The 18,017-nt window shown below is 71.7% G+C and carries 14 protein-coding genes and 3 pseudogenes; 13 read left to right on the top strand and 4 right to left on the bottom strand.

Features of this window, described 5'->3' with window-relative positions:
• Nucleotides 1-8 precede the first annotated feature (8 nt).
• The gene (locus C2L59_RS39875; RefSeq protein WP_103354757.1) at nucleotides 9-4,457 is read left to right on the top strand and encodes a hypothetical protein; all 4,449 of its coding nucleotides are present in this window, start codon (nucleotides 9-11) and stop codon (nucleotides 4,455-4,457) included.
• A 37-nt stretch (nucleotides 4,458-4,494) separates the two neighbouring features.
• Nucleotides 4,495-5,280 (top strand): TIGR03620 family F420-dependent LLM class oxidoreductase, encoded by a 786-nt coding sequence (locus tag C2L59_RS39870; RefSeq protein WP_103354756.1) that lies wholly within the window; start codon nucleotides 4,495-4,497, stop codon nucleotides 5,278-5,280.
• 274 nt (nucleotides 5,281-5,554) lie between these two features.
• On the opposite strand, the pseudogene C2L59_RS39865 reads toward C2L59_RS39870, so the two are convergent.
• Nucleotides 5,555-6,082 (bottom strand): annotated as a pseudogene (locus tag C2L59_RS39865) (hypothetical protein); the annotation flags it as partial.
• Here C2L59_RS39865 and C2L59_RS39860 point away from each other — a divergent pair.
• Complete coding sequence (locus C2L59_RS39860) at nucleotides 5,964-6,308, top strand: helix-turn-helix transcriptional regulator (protein WP_103354755.1); 345 nt, start codon at nucleotides 5,964-5,966, stop codon at nucleotides 6,306-6,308. The pseudogene C2L59_RS39865 and the gene C2L59_RS39860 sit on opposite strands and share 119 nt — an antisense overlap.
• Here C2L59_RS39860 and C2L59_RS39855 read toward each other — a convergent pair.
• Nucleotides 6,289-6,933 carry a LysE family translocator gene (locus tag C2L59_RS39855; protein WP_103354754.1) on the bottom strand — a complete coding sequence of 215 codons (645 nt, stop codon included), beginning with the start codon at nucleotides 6,931-6,933 and terminating at the stop codon, nucleotides 6,289-6,291. The two genes, C2L59_RS39860 and C2L59_RS39855, sit on opposite strands and share 20 nt — an antisense overlap.
• 72 nt (nucleotides 6,934-7,005) lie before the next feature.
• Here C2L59_RS39855 and C2L59_RS39850 point away from each other — a divergent pair, with 72 nt between their 5' ends.
• From C2L59_RS39850 to C2L59_RS39825, 6 genes are all read left to right on the top strand, one after another.
• Nucleotides 7,006-8,187 (top strand): winged helix DNA-binding domain-containing protein, encoded by a 1,182-nt coding sequence (locus C2L59_RS39850; protein ID WP_103354753.1) that lies wholly within the window; start codon nucleotides 7,006-7,008, stop codon nucleotides 8,185-8,187.
• Nucleotides 8,188-8,578: 391 nt separating this feature from the next.
• Nucleotides 8,579-9,583 (top strand): type I glyceraldehyde-3-phosphate dehydrogenase, encoded by a 1,005-nt coding sequence (gene gap / locus C2L59_RS39845; protein WP_103354752.1) that lies wholly within the window; start codon nucleotides 8,579-8,581, stop codon nucleotides 9,581-9,583.
• A gap of 5 nt (nucleotides 9,584-9,588) precedes the next feature.
• Entirely contained in the window at nucleotides 9,589-10,803 is a 1,215-nt protein-coding gene (gene pgk / locus C2L59_RS39840) for a phosphoglycerate kinase (protein ID WP_103354751.1), read from the top strand.
• Nucleotides 10,803-11,588 (top strand): triose-phosphate isomerase, encoded by a 786-nt coding sequence (gene tpiA, locus C2L59_RS39835; RefSeq protein ID WP_103354750.1) that lies wholly within the window; start codon nucleotides 10,803-10,805, stop codon nucleotides 11,586-11,588. The genes pgk and tpiA overlap by 1 nt, the downstream gene beginning before the upstream one ends.
• A gap of 127 nt (nucleotides 11,589-11,715) precedes the next feature.
• The gene (gene secG, locus C2L59_RS39830; RefSeq protein ID WP_086845181.1) at nucleotides 11,716-11,946 is read left to right on the top strand and encodes a preprotein translocase subunit SecG; all 231 of its coding nucleotides are present in this window, start codon (nucleotides 11,716-11,718) and stop codon (nucleotides 11,944-11,946) included.
• A 107-nt stretch (nucleotides 11,947-12,053) separates the two neighbouring features.
• A complete protein-coding gene (locus tag C2L59_RS39825; protein ID WP_033262808.1) occupies nucleotides 12,054-12,398 on the top strand; it encodes an RNA polymerase-binding protein RbpA in 345 nt (114 codons plus the stop codon).
• A gap of 257 nt (nucleotides 12,399-12,655) precedes the next feature.
• Here C2L59_RS39825 and C2L59_RS39820 read toward each other — a convergent pair whose 3' ends face one another.
• Together C2L59_RS39820 and C2L59_RS39815 are read right to left on the bottom strand one after the other, a co-directional pair.
• Complete coding sequence (locus C2L59_RS39820; protein ID WP_233223945.1) at nucleotides 12,656-13,855, bottom strand: sensor histidine kinase; 1,200 nt, start codon at nucleotides 13,853-13,855, stop codon at nucleotides 12,656-12,658.
• Nucleotides 13,856-14,145: 290 nt separating this feature from the next.
• Nucleotides 14,146-15,231: an NAD(P)/FAD-dependent oxidoreductase gene (locus C2L59_RS39815; RefSeq protein ID WP_103354748.1), complete on the bottom strand. Its 1,086-nt coding sequence runs from the start codon at nucleotides 15,229-15,231 to the stop codon at nucleotides 14,146-14,148.
• A gap of 123 nt (nucleotides 15,232-15,354) precedes the next feature.
• Here C2L59_RS39815 and C2L59_RS39810 point away from each other — a divergent pair, with 123 nt between their 5' ends.
• The 4 genes and pseudogenes from C2L59_RS39810 (at nucleotide 15,355) to C2L59_RS39800 (ending at nucleotide 17,975) form a co-directional block, all read left to right on the top strand.
• Nucleotides 15,355-15,918 (top strand): TetR/AcrR family transcriptional regulator, encoded by a 564-nt coding sequence (locus C2L59_RS39810; RefSeq protein WP_103354747.1) that lies wholly within the window; start codon nucleotides 15,355-15,357, stop codon nucleotides 15,916-15,918.
• A gap of 72 nt (nucleotides 15,919-15,990) precedes the next feature.
• Nucleotides 15,991-16,959, top strand: a pseudogene (locus C2L59_RS50510) (NB-ARC domain-containing protein); the annotation flags it as partial.
• Between the two features lie 470 nt (nucleotides 16,960-17,429).
• A pseudogene (locus C2L59_RS50505) lies at nucleotides 17,430-17,609 on the top strand (tetratricopeptide repeat protein); the annotation flags it as partial.
• Between the two features lie 36 nt (nucleotides 17,610-17,645).
• Nucleotides 17,646-17,975: a hypothetical protein gene (locus tag C2L59_RS39800; protein ID WP_199199578.1), complete on the top strand. Its 330-nt coding sequence runs from the start codon at nucleotides 17,646-17,648 to the stop codon at nucleotides 17,973-17,975.
• Nucleotides 17,976-18,017 lie beyond the last annotated feature (42 nt).

The raw sequence follows: 18,017 nt of genomic DNA, 5'->3' as shown, positions 1-18,017 counted from the left end.
GGGATTCGATGTACGAGCTTTCGCGGGTCCGCCTGCATTCGGTGGGCCCGGCGGGTGCCCGCTACCAGGACGTCGTGCTCGACTTCAGCGGCGTCGGCGCGAAGATCACCGCGCCGAAGCAGGACGCCCTGTTCAGCGCGGGCATCCACGCGACCGGCCCGGCCGAGCTGCGCCGCCCGTCGCCCGCGAGCGTGCTGTTCCTCGAAAACGGCGGCGGGAAGTCCGTCCTCATCAAGCTGATCTTCTCGGTCATGCTGCCCGGCCGCCGCCAGGTCGTCGGCACCACCAGCACCAAGGTGCTGGAGAAGTTCGTCGCCGCCAAGGACGTCTCGCACGTGGTCCTGGAGTGGCTGCACGTCGGGAGCGGCCACCGGATCATCACCGGCAAGGTCTCGGAATGGCGCGGCCACGTCGTCTCCGCCGACTCCGAGAACCTCGTCGACTCCTGGTACTGCTTCCGCCCGACCGCCGCGCTGGGGCTCGATTCCCTGCCGATGACCCAGGACGGCCGGCTGCTCACCATGTCCGGCTTCCACGACAAGCTCGCCGCGGCCCAGCTGGCCGAACCCGAGCTGGAACTGTCCTGGACCCGCCGCCACCACGAGTGGACCGGCCGCCTGGACCACCTGGGCCTCGACACCGAGCTGTTCCGCTACCAGCGCGCGATGAACGCCGGCGAAGGCGAAGCGGCGGACGCGTTCGCCTTCGGCACCGACGACGCGTTCGTCGAGTTCCTGCTGCGCGCGGTCATCTCCGAAGACGAACCCAAGGACCTCGCCGAGGTCGTCGCGACCTACGCGCACAACTTGGCCCAGCGCGGCGACCTCCTGTCGGAACGCGACTTCGTCGCGGGCGCCCTGGACCTCCTCGGGCCCCTGGCCGCCGAAGAAGGCGTCGCCGCGGAGTCGCGGAAGATCGCGGAGTCCGCGAAGGCCGACATGGCTTCGCTGGCGGGGCGCGTGGTCGCGCGCAACGAGCTGGAAAACGCGCGCCTGTCCGGGCTCGAAGACCACGTCGGCGAGGTCAAGTCCGCGGAGAAGCTCGCCGAGGGCGACCACCGGCGGCTCGCCGCGGCCGTCACCGAGCTGCGCCGTCTGGTCGCGGTGCTGCGCCTGGACGAGGCCCAGGAGGCCCGCAAGCGCGTTGACGCCGAGCTGGCGTCGGCGAAGACCGAAGCGGAGGCGTGGCGCGAGACGGCGACCGTCCTCAACTCGGTGAACGCGGCGCGCAAGGCGAAGGACCTGCGTGAGCTCGTCGGCAGCCGCGAGGAGAAGGCGCGTCCGGCGCTGAAGGCGCGCAACGACGCTGCTTCGGCGCTGGCACGCGGGTTGCACGCGCTGGCGCAGGACGCCCAGCGGCAGGCCGACAAGGCCGAGGCGCACGCGGGCGCGTTGCGCGCCGAAGCCGAGAAGGCCCAGACCGAACGCGACGAAGCCGCCAACCTCGCGGCCGCCCGCCGCGCCGAAGCGCGGGGCCTCACGGCCCGGATCACCGAGCTGCGCGAAGAGGTCCAGACGGCGGTTCGCGCCGGACTGCTGCCCTCGGGCGCCGACGTCGCCGAGGCGTCCCGGGCCGCGCGTTCGGCCGCCGAGTCGGCCCTCGCCGAGCTCACCCGCCGCGAGCAGGAACTCGACCGCGCCGGCACGGACCTCCAAGCGGCGCAACGGGCCGTGAACGAGGCCCACCAGCTCGCCGGCACCACCCAGGACCGCCTGGAACGCGCCACCGAGGACCTGGATCGCGCGCACCGCCGGACCGACGCCCTCGCCGCCGAAAGCCGCCTGGTCGAGCTGCTCGGCGCCGACGACGTCACCCTGGAAAGCGACCTTCCGGTGCTGCTGGAACGGCTGCGCGAGGCGAGCGCGGCCGTCGAGAAAGAGCAGACCGCGCTGCGGATGGAGGAGTCCGCCGACGAGCGGGCCCTGGCCGCATTGGGGTCCGGCGGGTTGCTGCCGCCGCCGGAGGACGTCCAGGCCGCGCTGGACGCCCTGGAGGAGGCGGGGATCACCGCGTGGTCCGGCTGGCGTTATCTGTCCAAACTGGACACGGTACGGCGGGCCGAAGTCCTGGAAACTCTGCCGCAGCTGGTGTCCGGCGTCCTCCTGAACGACGCCGCTCACACCGACCGTGCCCGCGAAGTCCTGACGAAGCGTCGCCTCCTCCCCAGCTCCATCATCGCCGTCGGCACCACCGAGGCGGCACTTTCACGTGAAAGTGCCGCCCCCGGGGTGGAGTTCCTCGTGCCGCCGAACCCGGCGATGTACGACGAAGAAGCCGCCGACGCCGAGCGGGAAGCCGTCGCGCGGCGGCACACCGAGCGGCAGCGGCGCCTCGAAGCGTTGTCCGCCAAGCTGTCGACGGACGGCGCCCTGACGTGGAAGCTCACGACGTGGCGCGAGGACTACCCGCCCGGCGCCGTCGCGACCCTGGCCGAGCAGGCCCAGGCGGCGCGGACCGCGCGCGAGACCGCCCGCACGGCGCTGGACCAGGCCGGGGCGGAGTTCGCGCGGTTGAGCGAAAAAGCCGCGTCCCTGCGCGAGCGCGTCCCCGAGCTGCGGGCGGCCGCGGCCGAGGCCGAGGAGAAGGCCCGCCGGCTCGGCGAGCTGGGTGTCCGCAGCGCGCGGATCGCGGAGTGGACCGAAGAAGCCGAGCGCGCGACCGAGATCGCCGAACGGGCCGACCTCCAGGCGTCCGACGCGGCGGGCAAGGCCGCGCGGCTGCGCGAGCAGGCGGGGGAGGAACAGCGCACCGCCGACGGCCACCGCCGGACCGCGACCACCGCGCGCGCCGAGCTCGCCGAGGTGCCCGGAGCGGCCGACGCCGCGGAAGGCCCGGCACCGGCCGAGCCGGTGGACGCCCTGCGCCGGACCTACCTGTCGGCGTCCGAGTCGTACGGGAAGGTCGAGGTCGGCAGCGACCTGCGGAGCGAGCTGGAGCAGGCCGAGTCCGCCGAAGCCGCCGCGGGCTCGGCCGTCGAGTCCCTCGACGAGGCCGTGCGGGCCCGCGCGGCCGAGCTCCTGGAGACGCCCGACGGCTCCGACGCGTCGGCCCGCGCGGCCGCGTTGGCCCGCGCCCGCCGCGTCGTCGACGGCCTGGAGGACGAGCGGACCGAAGCGATCGGCCTCGTCTCGACGCGGCGCGCGGAGCTGGACGCGCTGCCGTTGCAGAACGGCGTCAACGGCGAGAAGCCGCGGGACATCGAGCACGGCCTGGAGCTGATCGACGCGGCCGGGCTGGAGGCGTCGGCGGCCGCGCGGAAGTGGGAAGAGCTGCAGGAACGCCGGGCCGCCGCGGAAGCGACCCTGGACTCGGCGCGCACCTCGGCCTCGGGTTTCGCGCTCCTTGCCGAGTCGATGGCCCACCTGGTGACCGACACGGACGCGGCCGCCTACGACGGCGACGTCGACACCGCGCGCGCCCAGCACGCGCGGCTGAACGCGACCTTCGGCCAGGCCCAGGACGCCGCCGATGCCGGCGACCGGCGGGTGCGCGCGGCCGCGGACCAGCTTGCGCAGTACGCGACGGAGAAGCGGTTCGAGAAGCTGAGCACGCCGGTGCGGCAGCAGGTCATTTCGGTCAAGCGCGACCAGCTCCCGGCGCACGCCGCCGAGTGGGCGGAGGCGCTGCGGCCGCGGCTGCGGTCGCTGACCGACGACCTCGCCCAGATCGACCGGCACCGCGGCGGCATCATCACCCGCCTGCAGGGCATGGTCGACGGCGCGCTCCGCACGTTGCGTTCGGCCCAGCGCGTCTCCCGGCTGCCGGACGGCCTCGGCGACTGGTCCGGGCAGGAGTTCCTCCGCATCCGCTTCACCGAGCTGGAGGACAACGCGCTGACCGAGAAGCTCGGCGAGGTCGTCGACGAGGCCGCCGTCGGCAAGACGGCGGACGGCCGGGACGTCAAGCGCGACGGCCTTTCCCTGGTGCTGCGCGGCGTCCGGGCCGCGGCGCCCAAGGGCTTCCGCGTCGACATGCTCAAACCGGACTCGGTGCTGCGCACCGAACGCCAGCGCGTCTCCGAGATCCGCGACGTGTTCTCCGGCGGCCAGCAGCTGACCGCGGCGATCATCCTGTACTGCACCCTGGCCGCGTTGCGCGCCAACAACCGCGGCAAGGCCCGCAACCGGCACTCGGGCGTGCTGTTCCTGGACAACCCGATCGGCCGCGCGTCGGCCGGGTACCTCCTGGAGCTGCAGCGGGCGGTGGCCGAGGCGCTCGGTGTGCAGCTGATCTACACGACGGGCCTGTTCGACGCGGGCGCGCTGTCGGAGTTCCCGCTCATCGTGCGGCTGCGCAACGACGCCGACCTGCGCGCGGGCCGGAAGTACCTGTCGGTGGACTCGACGGTCCGCAATTCCCTGGCGGACCTGGGCGAGCCCGACGGCGTCGCCCGCCTGTCGGCGACCCGGATGTTCACCCGGGCCGCCGATTCCGCCGAGGACGAACAACCGGCCTGACGGGAACAAGGCGGCGCCGGCCGGGGTTACCGCGCGCATGACGAACCTGGGGCCGCTGGGGGCCACCCACACCGCACTGGACACCGGCACCGCCGTGGCGGCGGAGCTCGAAGAGCTGGGCTACGACACGCTCTGGCTGGCCGGCGGCCAGGGCAACAACCTGCCGCGGATCCGCGAGGTCGTCCGCGCGACCTCGCGGATCCAGGTGGCGAGCGGAATCCTGTCGGTGGACCGCGTGCCGCCGGCCGAGGTCGTGTCGGCGTACGCGGAGCTGCCGCCCGGCCGCTTCGTGGCCGGCCTGGGCGGGGCCCACGGCCCGCGCCCGCTGGCGGCCCTGAGCGACTACCTCGACGAGATCGAGGACGTCGTACCGCCGGCCGCGCGGATCCTGTCGGCGCTGGGCCCGCGGATGCTGGAGCTGGCCCGGGACCGGGCGTCGGGTGCGTACCCGTACCTGGTGACGACGGACTACGTCGCGTCGGCGCGCGAGATCCTGGGCCCGGACCGGCAGCTCGCGGTGCTGCTCAGCGTGGTGGCGGAGACCGACGTGGCACGCGTCCGCGAGGTCGTGCGCGCCGGCTCCCTGGGCTTCCTGGCCGGAATGCCGGGCTACGCGGCCAACTTCCGCCGGATGGGCTTCACCGACGCGGACATCGCGGACCGGTCCGATCGCCTGGTTGACGCCCTCACCGTGTGGGGCGATTTCGACGCGGTCGCCGCGCGTTTGCGGGAGTACCGGGCCGCGGGCGCGGACCAGGTGGTCGTCCCGCTCGACGGGCTGCCGCGGGAGTGGTGGCCGGAGCTGGTGAAGGCCCTGGCCTGACCTCGCCCTGCCCGCGGTGCCGGTGCGCTGCCGGGTCAACCGCTGGTCCCGGAGCGACCGGCAGGGTCGAACACTTCGACCGCACCCCGGGCGAGGGGTGGGCTACCGGGCCTGCCGCACATCTGCGATCGTCATCGACCGCACAGCTCAACCGGCGGCACAACACCTCACCGCGGATCGCCCGCTGGTAGGCGGCGAGCTCGCCAGCGTAGTCGATGCTGCCGTGGTGGTGGATCTGCACCCAACGACCCGCCTCGTAGGCGAAGCACCGCGTCGTGCGGATGCTGAGCGGAACGGTCTCGGCCACGTGGTACTCGCCGGTCTCGCGGCCGGCGAAGACCGCGTGGCCGTTGCCGGAGTACTCGACGATGTCGCCCCACGTGACGGTGACGCGGGCCGGGCCGTGGAAGACGCGGTCGTAACGCTCGGTGATCGCCTCGCCGCCGCGGAGGATGCCGCCGAGCGGTTTGTTGAGCTGGGCCAGGGGATCGGTGGTCCAGACGCGGCGGAACACGTCGAGATCGCGCTGGTTGAAGGCGTAGTAGAACGTTTCGAGCGCGGCCAGGGCCCTTCGCGGACCGTCTCGGCGGCTTCGCCGAGACGGTTGCGGGCGTCGAGGCCGAACGTGGCGTCGAGGTGTCGCGGCTCGGGTGCTCCTAGGGTGTTCGACGGAGGTCGACCTGATGCGTGTACGGCAGTCATCGAACACTGCGCGGGCGCGCGGGCTCACGCACGCGCCCCCGGCCGAGGTTTCGCTGCAGGACGCCCTGGCCGCCGTCGCCGATCCGGTGCGCCGCAGCATCCTGCGTGAGCTGGCGGCCGTGCCCGAATGGACGAAGGCGTGCGGCACCTTCGACCTGCCGGTGGCCAAGGCGACCCGCAGCCACCACTTCGCCGTGCTGCGCGCGGCGGGCCTGATCGAACAGCGCGACGAGGGTCCGCGGCGGCTGAACCGCTTGCGCCGCCCCGAATTCGACGCCGCGTTCCCGGGCCTGCTCGACCTGGTGCTCAGTCACCCCGGCCGGTGAACGCGAGGGTGGTGCCCAGGCCGATCATCACCAGGCCGCCGGTGCCGCCGACCATCTCCAGGCGCTTCGGCGAGCGCGCGAACCACGCGCGGGCCGTGCCCGCGACCAGCGCCCACGCGCTGTCCGTGGCCAGCGCGATGGCGGGCAGGCAGAGGCCGAGGACCAGCATCTGCGCCGGCACGGACCCGGCCGCGGGGTCGACGAACTGGGGCAGCAGCGCGGCCAGGAACACGATCGACTTCGGGTTCGCGAAGCCGACGACGAAGCCGTCGCGCAGCACGGTCAGCACGCGGCCCGGCGTGGCCCGCACCCGCGCGGTCATCGCGTCGGTCAGCTTCCGCCGGTGCCGCACGGCCTGGATGCCCAGGTACACCAGATAGATCGCGCCGGCGACCTTGATCGCGGTGAACACCGCCGCCGACGTCGTCACCAGCACGCCGAGCCCGAACGCCACCGCGACGACCTGCGTGTACACGCCCGCCGAGTTGCCCACGACGGTGAGCAGCGCGTCGCGCCGGCCGACCGTGAGCGCGCGGCTGATCGTGAACAGCACGCTCGGCCCGGGGACGACGACCATGAGGAACGTCAGTGCGGCGAAGGCCGCGAAGTGCGCACCGGAGACCATTTCGCGAGGCTATCGCCTGGTCGCCCGGGATGACCAGGCGGTTTTGTCGGTGCCGGGTGGTAGGAAAAGCGAGTGCCTCCGAAGATCAGCACCGACCAGCGCCGGGCCCGCCTCGCCGTCCGCCACCACCTGGCCGCGCCCGCGGCCTCGGTGACCGACGCCGTCGCCGGGGTCGTCGCGCTGCACGCCACCGACCCGGCGACCGTGCACCTGTCGGCGTCCGCGCGGCTCGCCGGCCCGGCGGTGCCCGCGGTCGAGCGCGCCCTCTACGAGGAGCGTTCGCTGCTGCGCCTGCTCGGCATGCGCCGCACGGTGTTCGTGACGGACCTGGACACCGCGGCCCTCGTCCAGGCGGCCTGCGCGGCGGACATTCTCGTGAAACAGCGAAAACTGCTGGAACAGCACCTGGCGCAGCAGGGGCACCCGGAGAACGTGCCGGAGCCGGCCGCGTGGCTGAAGGACGTCGAGGCCTCGGTCGAGGCAGCCCTGCGGGCCCGCGGTTCGGCGACGGCGCAGCAGCTCAGCGAGGACGAACCCCGCCTGCGCCAGCAGCTGCTGATGGCCGCGGGCAAGCCGTACGAAGCGATCGGCAACGTCACCAGCCGGGTGCTGTTCCTGCTGGCCGCGGGCGGCCGCATCGCGCGCGGCCGGCCCCGCGGCGGCTGGACCAGCACGCAGTACGTCTGGCAGCCGCTGGACGAATGGGTCGGCGGCGGCCTGCGCGCCTGGGAGCCGGAGGCGGCCCGGGTCGAGCTGGCCCGGCGCTGGCTGCGGGCGTACGGCCCGGCCCCGGTCAGCGACCTGCGGTGGTGGACGGGCTGGACGGCGGGCCAGACGAAGAAGGCCCTGGCGGCGCTGGAAACCGCGGAGGTCGACCTCGACGGCTCGCCGGGGGTGGTGCTGGCCGACGACCTCGAACCGGTGCCGTCGCCGCCGCCGTGGGTGGCGTTCCTCCCGGCCCTGGACCCGACGCCGATGGGCTGGCAGGACCGCGACTGGTTCCTCGGCCCCCACCGGGCGGCCCTGTTCGACCGGAGCGGCAACGTCGGCCCGACGATCTGGGCGTCCGGGCGGATCGTCGGCGGCTGGGCCCAGCGCCCGTCGGGGGAGATCGCGTACCGGCTGCTGGAGGAGGTCGGCTCGGAGACCAAGGCGGCGGTCGAGGCGGAGTCGGCGAAGTGCGCCGCCTGGTTCGGCGAGGTGCGCGCGGTGCCGCGGTTCCGCACGCCGCTGGAACGGGAGCTGGCCGGATGAGCAGCCGTGCGCCGTCGGGGCGGGTCGCTGGATCGGTCGAGTCATCGACCTCACGTCCGCCCCGGATCGTCCGTCCGGAGCGCCTTCGGAGCCGTCCGGAGCGGGCTCGTGGCGGAATCGTTCAAGAGCCGTCCGGCACCCGGGGCCGGCTCGGGGTCGCACCCCGTGCTCCCAGCCGGAACCGGTCCCGGACGCCTCCCCGGCACCCGTTCGGTCCACCGCGGGAAAACGCTCCGGAGCCGCTCCGCTTCTTAATCGATTCTTGACCCGTTCGCCAAGTGGTGGAAGTCTCGTCAGGGCAGTCAGGGACGCGTATGCCCGCACGCTAGGGTGGCCGCGAGCCCGCAAGTCACGGCCGGAGTGCCGGCCGATCCTCAGAGGAGTGGCAGCAGTGACCGTTCGCGTAGGTGTCAACGGCTTCGGCCGCATCGGCCGCAACTTCTTCCGCGCCGTGCAGGCCAGCGGTCACGACATCGAGGTCGTCGCCTTCAACGACCTCGGCGACGTCGCCACCATGGCCCACCTGCTGAAGTACGACTCCATCCTGGGCCGGTTCCCGGGTGAGGTCAGCGTCAGCGACGAGGGCATCGTCGTCGACGGCAAGACCATCAAGGCCCTCGCCGAGCGCGACCCGGCCAACCTGCCGTGGGGCGAGCTGAACGTCGACGTCGTCCTCGAGTCGACCGGCTTCTTCACCAACGCCGACGCCGCCAAGGCGCACATCGCCGGCGGGGCCAAGAAGGTCATCATCTCCGCGCCCGCCAAGGGCGAGGACCTGACCGTCGTCCTCGGCGTCAACGACGACAAGTACGACGGTTCGCAGGTCATCATCTCGAACGCGTCCTGCACCACCAACTGCCTCGGCCCGCTGGCCAAGGTCCTGAACGACGCCTTCGGCATCGAGCAGGGCCTGATGACCACGGTCCACGCGTACACGCAGGACCAGAACCTGCAGGACGCCCCGCACAAGGACCTGCGCCGCGCCCGCGCCGCCGCCCTGAACGTCGTCCCGACCTCGACCGGCGCCGCCAAGGCCATCGGCCTCGTCCTGCCGGAGCTGCAGGGCAAGCTGGACGGCTACGCGCTGCGCGTCCCGATCCCGACCGGCTCGGCCACCGACCTCACCGTCACCCTGACCAAGGCCGCCACGGTCGAGGAGATCAACGCCGCCTACAAGGCCGCCGCCGAGGGCCCCCTCGCCGGCATCCTGCGCTACTCGGACGACCCGATCGTCTCGGCCGACATCGTCACCGACCCGGCGTCCTGCATCTACGACGCGCCGCTGACCAAGGTCATCGGCAACCAGGTCAAGGTCGTCGGCTGGTACGACAACGAGTGGGGCTACTCCAACCGCCTCGCCGACCTGGTCAAGCTCGTCGGTTCGAAGCTGTCCTGAACCCGATGACCGTCAAGAACCTCGACGACCTGCTGGGCGAGGGCGTTCAGGGCCGGTACGTACTCGTGCGTTCCGACCTGAACGTCCCGCTCGACGGGGACCGCATCACCGACGACGGCCGGGTCCGTGCGGCGTTGCCGACGATCAAGAAGCTCGCCGACGCGGGCGCGAAGGTCGTCGTCACCGCGCACCTCGGCCGCCCGAAGGGCGAGCCGGACCCGAAGTACACCCTCGCGCCGGTCGCGAAGCGGCTTTCGGAGCTGCTCGGCGCCGAGGTCGCGCTGGCCGGTGACCTGGTCGGCGAGTCCGCCAAGGCGCTGACCGGCGGCCTCGCCGACGGCGGCGTGGTCCTGCTGGAGAACGTGCGCTTCGACGCGCGCGAGACCAGCAAGGACGCCGTGGACCGCTCCGAGCTGGCCGCCGAGCTGGGCGCGCTCGTCCCGGGCGGCGCGTTCGTCTCCGACGGCTTCGGCGTGGTCCACCGCAAGCAGGCTTCGGTCTACGAGGTCGCGTCGGTGCTGCCGGCGTACGCGGGCGGCCTGGTGCTGGCCGAGCTGGACGTGCTGAAGAAGCTGACCGACGACGTGCAGCGGCCCTACGTGGTCGTGCTCGGCGGCGCGAAGGTGTCCGACAAGCTCGGCGTCATCGCGAACCTGCTGACCAAGGTCGACCGGCTGCTCGTCGGCGGCGGCATGGCGTACACGTTCCTCAAGGCCCAGGGCCACGAGGTCGGCCAGTCGCTGCTGCAGGCCGACCAGCTCGACCAGGTGAAGGGCTTCCTCGCGGAGGCCGAGAAGCGCGGCGTCGAACTGGTCCTGCCGGTCGACGTGCTGGCCGCGACGGAGTTCTCGGCCGACGCCGAGCACGAGGTCGTCGACACGACCGCGATTCCGGCCGACCGCCAGGGCCTCGACATCGGCCCGCGCTCGCGCGAGCTGTTCGCGAGCAAGCTGGCCGACGCCAGGACCGTGTTCTGGAACGGCCCGATGGGCGTTTTCGAGTTCGAGGCGTTCTCCGGCGGCACCCGTGCCGTCGCCGAGGCGCTGGTGAAGAGCGAGGCGTTCACCGTGGTCGGCGGCGGCGACTCGGCGGCCGCGGTGCGGCAGCTGGGCCTGCCCGAGGACGGCTTCTCGCACATCTCGACCGGCGGCGGTGCCTCCCTGGAGTACCTCGAAGGCAAGGAACTGCCGGGCGTGACCGCTCTGGAGGAGAAGAACTAGTGGCACGCAAGCCGTTCATCGCCGGCAACTGGAAGATGAACCAGAACCACCTCGAGGCGATCGCGCTGGTGCAGAAGATCGCCTTCGCGCTGCCGGAGAAGTACTACGCGAAGGTCGACGTGGCGGTGCTGCCGCCGTTCACCGACATCCGCAGCGTGCAGACCCTGGTCGACGGCGACAAGCTGTCGCTGACCTACGGCGCGCAGGACGTCGCCCCGCAGGATTCGGGCGCGTACACCGGCGACATCTCGGGTCTGATGCTGGCCAAGCTGGGCTGCAAGTTCGTCACGGTCGGGCACTCGGAGCGGCGCGAATACCACGCCGAGTCCGACGAACTGGTCAACAAGAAGGTCAAGGCCGCGCTCAAGCACGGCATCACGCCGATCCTCTGCATCGGGGAGAAGCTCGAGGTCCGCGAGGCCGGCGAGCACATCCACCACACCACGACGCAGCTGATCGAGGGCCTGAAGGGCCTCAAGGCCGAGCAGGTCTCCGGCGTGGTGATCGCGTACGAGCCGGTTTGGGCGATCGGTACCGGCAAGGTCGCGTCGTCCGCGGACGCCGAAGAGGTCTGCAAGGCCATCCGGGCGACCCTCCAGGAGAAGTACGGCGACGAGGTCGCTTCGTCCGTCCGGGTGCTCTACGGGGGATCGGTGAAGTCGGGCAACATCAGCGAGCTGGTGGGCTGCGAGAACATCGACGGTGCCCTGGTCGGCGGAGCGAGCCTCGACGGCGACGAGTTCACGAAACTCTGCGCACTCGCCGCTGGTGGGCCGCTGCCCTGATCGAGGCCACGACCGGGTAGCCTGTGTATCCGGTCCGTCACACAGCAGTGGACGAGTCCAGGGGTACGGTGGTGGTCGGAAACGACCATGCCGTACCCCTGCATTCTCCTAGAGCCCAGAGGATGACATGAAGCTGTTCCTGCAAATCCTGTTGATCGTCACCAGCGTCTTCCTGGTGGTCGCGGTGCTGCTGCACCGGGGCCGGGGCGGTGGCCTGTCGTCGCTGTTCGGCGGCGGGATGCAGTCGAGCCTGGCCGGGTCGAGCGTGGCCGAGAAGAACCTCGACCGGATCACCCTGCTGCTGGGCGCGGTCTGGCTGATCAGCATCGTGGGCCTGGGTCTGCTGCTCAAGGTGTGAGGCGTCCGGCGTTCCGTCGTCGGCCGCGACCGGGTCGAGAGGGCGGAGCGCAGCGATTCGGCGTGCCTATTGGGGGGCGCGCCGCCGATTCCTAGGTGTGAGGGTTCATGGTTGGCGGTAACGCGATTCGGGGCACCCGGGTGGGTGCCGGTCCTACGGGCGAATCGGAACGGGGTGAGTCGGCGCCGCGGCGCCGCATTTCCTACTGGTGTGCCAACGGGCACGAGGCGCGCCCGTCGTTCGCGCTCGACGCGGAGATCCCCGACGAGTGGGACTGCCCGCGCTGCGGCCTCCCGGGCGGTCAGGACGAGAAGAACCCCCCGGCGGCGCCCCGGACGGAGCCGTACAAGACACACCTGGCCTACGTGAAGGAGCGGCGCAGCGACGCCGACGGCGAGGCCATCCTGGCGGAGGCGCTCGACCGCCTGCGCAAGCGCCGGGAAATCATCTAGCCGGGTTCAGCAGAAAGCCACCCCGAGGGAAAGCGAACCCCTCGAGGTGGCCTTTCGCGCGCCCATCAGGCACCACGGCCTTCCGGGGCTGAGCAGCCCCCGATTTCCACGCTACCGGCCGGCACCGACAATCCCGAGCGACGGCCGCCGCGAACGGCGGTTTCCGGACCGGAACAGCCCTCGAGCCACCGTTCGCGGCTTCCTAACAGCCAAAACTGTCGGCCCCCGGCGCTAGGCTGGAAACCGGGGGCCGGAGGTCAGCGGTCCAGCGGGTACCGGGCCCGGACGCGGAAGCCGCCGTCCTCGGTTCCGGCCGTCTCGAAACTTCCACCCAGCAGGCGGGCTCGCTCCGCCAGGCCCGTCAGGCCGTGGCCGCCCGAGGGCAGGCCCTCCGTCGGGCGGTTTGCGCGCTCGTTGCGGACCTCGATCTTGAGCGCGCCGTGCTCACCCTGGATGCGGATCGTCGCCGTGGCGCCCGGGGCGTGCTTGTGGACGTTCGTCAGGCACTCCTGGACCGTCCGGTAGGCCGCCGCCGACACCTGGTTGGGCAGGGCCTCCGGGAGGTGCTCCACCGTCAGGTGCACCGGGACGTCCGACGTGCGGATCAGCCGGTCGAGCTCGTTGATGCCGGGCCGCGGGCCGTCGTCGTCGGAACCCGCGCGCAGCACGCTGACCAGCGACCGCAGCTCCTCCAGGGTCCGCTTCGACAGCATGCGGATGACCTGCGCGGTCTCCTGCGCGCGGTCGTCGGTCGTCTGGGCCTGCAGCGCGCCGGCCTGCATGGCGATCAGCGTGATCTGGTGCGAGACGACGTCGTGCATCTCGCGCGCCAGCCGGGCGCGCTCCTCCGCGCGGACGGCGTCGGCGTGGAAGCGGCGCTCGCGGTCGCGGCTCGTGGCCAGCTCGGCGAGCTTGTTCGAAACTTCGGTCCGCGCTCCGATGAGCAGGCCGATCGCGATCGGCATGCCGGCGACCAGCACGCCGTAGATGCCGTCGAGGATGTGCTCACGCCAGCTGAGCTGGGCGAAGTCCTCCAGCGGCCACTGCACGAACCGGCACGTCCACACCAGCGCGGCACCGACCCAGACCTGCCAGTGCAGCTGGCGGCGGGTGGCGAGCATGCCGAGTGTGATCATCGACGCGAGCTGTGCCCAGCCGGCCAGGAAGCCGGGGACCGCGACCAGCACGGCGAGGAACGGGAACTTGCGCCGGAACACCACTGCGAGGCAGGCGGCGCCGGACAGCCAGATCGAGTACGGCTGGGCCTTCTCGGGGATCACCAGCCACACGTCGAGCACGGCCAGGATGACCGCGGCCGCCTCGATGGCGAACGTGACGACAGCGGGGCGCGGCACCGAGCCGAACACGCTCAGCCCTCGCTTTCGCACCCGCTCGGCGGCCGACGGCCCCGAGCTCGCGATCGAGATGCCTGGAATCGAGAGTCCCTCTGTACTCATCGCTGGCGACCCCATTCGTCTTGTGGACTTGTTGGTGAGAGGCGCTCAGGGCCCGATCGGGACGCGCAGCGGCAGACAAATGTGCGGATGCTAACGAGGTGGCGTACGGAGACGGTTAGTTTCACCCGCGGTCGGTGCTCCGGCGTCCGGATTCCGTAATCGGCTGGGCCGTCCGGGGGGTCATCGACGAACGGTCCTACTCAGCGTGGGTTCCTCGTTCCCCAGTGTGCGCCAAGACGACCACATCGTGGGAATCATGTTACCCACGTGTGGTCGCCTCGCACTAGCTCTCAGGCCGCCATCGACCCGAGGTCGTCACTCAGCAGGTCGTGCAGGCCGGACGCGCAGGCGTTCGCGGTCTCGATCGACCGCGGCAGCATCCCGGTCTCGTACGCCCGCACCGCGTCCTCGACGCTCGGCGCCGTGGCCAGCGCGGTCGCCAGCTCGGTGCCGTCCAGCATGGCGAGGTTCGCGCCGACCCCGAGCGGCGGCATCAGGTGCGCCGCGTCGCCGAGCAGCGTGAGCCGGGGCGTGGACGTCCAGGCGTGGGGGACCGGCAGGACGTACAGCGGCCGGTGCGCGAACGCGCCGTCGTGGTCCCGCACGTAAGCGAGCACGTCCGGGTGCCAGCCGGCGTAGCGCTCCAGCAGGTGCGTGCGGACCGCCGCCGCGTCGGCGAAGTCGAGGCCGGTCGCCCAGTCTTCCGGCGCGTAGAACGTCGCGTAGCAGCGGATGTGGCCGCTGCTGGTGCGCTGCGCGACGATCGCCTTGCCGTCGACCTTCGTCATCATCGTTCCCTGGCCGGTGCGCGCGGCCAGCGCCGGGTGGCGGCGATCGGCGTCGTCGAGACCGAACTCGACGAACGTGACCCCGCTGTACCGGGGCCCGACGCCGGTGAGCGCGCGCCGGACGCGGGACCACGCGCCGTCGGCGCCGATGACGAGGCCGAAGCCGTGCGTCGTGCCGTCGGCGAAGGTCAGCCGGCCGTCCTCGGTGACGTCGGCGACCGGGCGGCCCCAGCGGACCGTGCCGGGAGTGAGGGAGTCCAGCAGGATGCCGCGGAGCTGGCCGCGGTCGATTTCGGGGCGGAAGTCGCCGTCGGGGGCGTCGTCGATGACGACCTCGGCGGTGCGGGGATCGAGGGCGCGCATCTGCTGGCCCTCCGGCCTGGCCAGTTCGCGGAACCGGTCGTACAGACCCGCGGTGCGGAGGGCGACCTGGCCGGTGTCGCCGTGCATGTCGAGGGTGCCGCCCTGGGGGCGGGCGTCGGCCGACGGTTCCTGTTCGAAGACGGTGACGTCGATGCCGTGGAGCTGCAGGACGCGGGCACAAGCGAGCCCGCCGAGGCCGGCGCCGACGATCGCGATGGAGTTCATGGTTCCCCCTGGGGTCCGGGGCCGCCGGCTCGTCCGGCGGCCTGCCCCGAGAAAACCATAGCGACTTAAAAAGTGCAACGACTAAACTTTCGAATTGGGTACACCATCGCGTAGGCTGGGGTCATGACGGAAGTGATCGGGCGCCGCGAGCGCAAGAAGGCGCAGACCCGCCAGGCGCTGGCCGACGCCGCGCTCGCGCTGTTCCTGGAGCGCGGCTACGACCAGGTGGGGGTGAAGGAGGTCGCGGACGTCGCCGACGTCTCGGTGACGACGTTGTTCAAGCACTTCCCGAGCAAGGAAGCCCTGGTGTTCGACCAGGACGAGGACGTCGAGGCGGCGCTGGTCGAGGCGGTCCACGGCCGCCCCCCGGCGCACACGATCGTGGACGCCCTGCGCAAGCACATCCTCCGGGACGTCTCCGACGACCGCCCGGGCGAGGAGTTCATCCGCCTGATCGAGAGCACGCCGGCCCTGCGTGACTACGCAAGGCGCATGTGGATGCGCCACGAGACGGCGCTGGCCCGGGCGATCGCGAAGGAGTCGGGAGCCCCGCCGGACGACGTGGCGTGCGCGGCCTTGGCGCGCTTCACGCTGGCGTCGAGGGAGCTGATCGTCGCCCACCCGCACCCGAGGCGAGCGGCGGAGGAGATCTTCGCCCGCCTGGAGCGCGGCTGGCGCACGGAGTGACGCCTGCTCCGTCCGGGTGATGGCGGGCCGGTACCTGGAACGCCGGGCCGGCGTCGGGCGTACCCAGTCACGGTGAGCGGGAGACAGTGGGCGTGGGCACTGGGCGCGGCGGTGGTCACGTCGGGCCTGGGCGTGGCGATCAACGTCGCCACCGACGTGAAGGACGCTTGGTGGGCATGGGCGGCAGTGGCGATTCTGACGGTGATCAGCGCTGGGGTGAGCGTCTGGCTGCGGCCCTTCCGGCGCCCCTCCGGCAAACCGGATCATCCGGCAGCAAGCAACGGCCTCGGACCACGCGACGATCCAGCAGGCGGGCCGCGACATCAATCCGCCCCGCTGAGCCAGGACGCGACCGCGTCCGGGCATGGCCGCGTTCAGCAGGCCGGGCGAGACGTCAACAACACGTACATCCTGGCGGCGCGGCAGCCGGTCGAGCTGCCCTACCTCGCCGGGCCGATACCGTCGGCCGCGGCTGCGTTCCAGAGCCGCGCGGCGACGAGGCTGGTGGAACAGGCGGTGGCGGAAGGCGACGCGGTCGTCCTGACGTCGCAGCCGACCACGGTCCTGTCCGGGCTCGGCGGCGTCGGCAAGACGCAACTGGCGGTCAACCACGCCGAGACGTTGTGGGCGAACCACCGGGTCGACCTTCTCGTGTGGGTGACGGCAGCCTCGCGCGAGGCGATAGTTTCGACGTACGCGAAGGTCGCGGAGGCGGTCACGGGCATCGTCGTCGACGACCCCGGTGACGGGGCCCGGCGGCTCCTCGAATGGCTGGGTGCCACCCAAGCCCCGTGGCTGGTGGTCCTCGACGACCTCCAGGACCCCCAGCACCTCGACGGCCTCTGGCCACCGCAGAACGGCCAAGTGGTGGTCACGACCCGTCGGCGTGACGCCGCACTGCGGGGACGGCATCGCCGGATCATCGACGTGGACGTCTTCGCACCGGAGGAGGCGCGCGCGTATCTCGCTGAATCGTTCGCTGATCGTCCGGAGTCGCTCGACGGTGCGGAAGACCTCGCCACCGAGCTGGGCCGGCTACCGTTGGCTCTCGCCCAGGCGACGGCGTACGCGCTCGACCGGGAACTGACGTGCCGTGAGTACCTGGCGCGGTTCACCGATCGTCAGCGGGCTTTGGGCAGTCACCAGCAGACGGTGGCGACGACGTGGTCCATGTCCATCGAACTGGCCGACAGCCTCGAACCGGCCGGGCTGGCCCGGCCGCTGCTGGAGATCGCTTCCCTGCTGGATCCGAACGGCATCCCGCTCGCGGTGTTCACGACGGATACGGTGGCGGCGGTGCTGAGCGATCGGGTCGGCCGTGAGGTGACACCGGACGAGGCCCGTGACGGTCTGACCTGCCTGCACCGGCTGAGCTTGATCGCCTTCGAGCGCTCGCCGAACGCGCGCTCGGTCCGGGTGCACGCGTTGGTGCAACGGGCGGTTCAGGATCAGCTATCCGCCGCGGAAACATCCCTTCTTTCCCGGATCACCGCAGATGCCTTGGCCCAGGCGTGGGCCGCGATCGAACGAGACCTCACGCTCGAGCAAGTACTGCGGGCCAACATCGAAGCTTCCGCTCGTTGTACCGAATCGTCCAGGAGGCACTCGGCCCCGACCATCCGGATACCCTGTCCTGCCGCGACGACCTCGCGTTCTGGCTCGGGGAAGCGGGCGATCCGGCGGCCGCGGTGGAAGAATTCGAACGACTTCTCGCCGATGTGGTCCGGGTGTTCGGTCCCGACCATGCCGACACCCTCCTGATCCGGCTCAATCTCGCTCGCAGCCGGGGAAGGGCCGGCAATCCGGTGGGAGCTGTCGCCGCCTTCGAGGAACTTTCCGCCGACTTCCTCCGGCTGCTGGGCCCGGACCACCGGGATACCTTTGTCATGCGGCACAATTTCGCCGACGCACGGGGGAAAGCCGAGGGGGCCGCCGTAGCCGTTGCCGCATTCGTCGTTCTCCTGAGCGACATGCGACGAGTGCTTCGTGCCGACAACCCACAAGTTGCCCACGCCGAAGTGAACCTCGAGTACTGGCGGGAACGCGCAAACGAATGAAGGCCCCCCGCCGAAGCAGAGGGCCCTCACCCGAACAACCCA

It is taken from the genome of Amycolatopsis sp. CA-128772, assembly GCF_002904295.1.
GTDB lineage: Bacteria > Actinomycetota > Actinomycetes > Mycobacteriales > Pseudonocardiaceae > Amycolatopsis.
The sequence above is the reverse complement of the archived record's forward strand: the minus strand, read 5'-3'. Positions and strand labels throughout refer to the sequence as shown.